The sequence below is a fragment of the Streptomyces sp. SID14478 genome (assembly GCF_010548525.1).
In the GTDB taxonomy this organism is placed as follows: domain Bacteria; phylum Actinomycetota; class Actinomycetes; order Streptomycetales; family Streptomycetaceae; genus Streptomyces.
Genome location: NZ_JAAGMG010000690.1, coordinates 1 through 484, shown reverse-complemented (window position 1 = coordinate 484; position 484 = coordinate 1). Strand labels below are relative to the sequence as shown.

The following is a 484-nucleotide window of genomic DNA, read 5'->3' as shown; positions in this document are numbered from 1 at the left end:
GGCGGCGGCCCGGCGCTGCGCCGCCCGGTGGGCCATCAGCCGGACCCTGCGCACGAGCACGACGGCCCCGGCGACGAGGGTGCCGCCGTACAGCCAGCCCGCGTTCATGGCGAGCGTGGTGAACAGCCCCATCACCTGCGCGCCGAAGCCGCCCTTCCCGTCGGCGATCGGCACTGCCCCGACGGCGAACGCGATCGGCGCCGCGATCGGCGCCGTCACCAGGTCCGCCTTCCGCACCCACACCGCCGTCAGCCCGCTGACCAGCAGGAACAGCACGCCGTAGACGGCCGCCGCCCCGCCGAACAACAGCATGTCCAGGAAACCGAGCACCAGCATCGCGGCGGCGCAGAACAGCCCGCTGCCCAGCCCCGTCAGGCGCGGGTTCGGGAAACGGCGCAGCGCCAGCACGATCGGCGGCAACGTCCTGCTCGGCCGGGTGGCCCGGTAGACGGTGGCGGACTCGGCGGTCGCGGCGGCGCCGCTG

Annotated in this window: 1 protein-coding gene; it reads right to left on the bottom strand. The window is 75.4% G+C overall.

Going from position 1 to position 484, the window contains the following annotated elements:
• A partial coding sequence (locus tag G3I40_RS22790) for a DUF6542 domain-containing protein (RefSeq protein WP_164303991.1) occupies nucleotides 1-484 on the bottom strand: 484 nt, incomplete at both ends.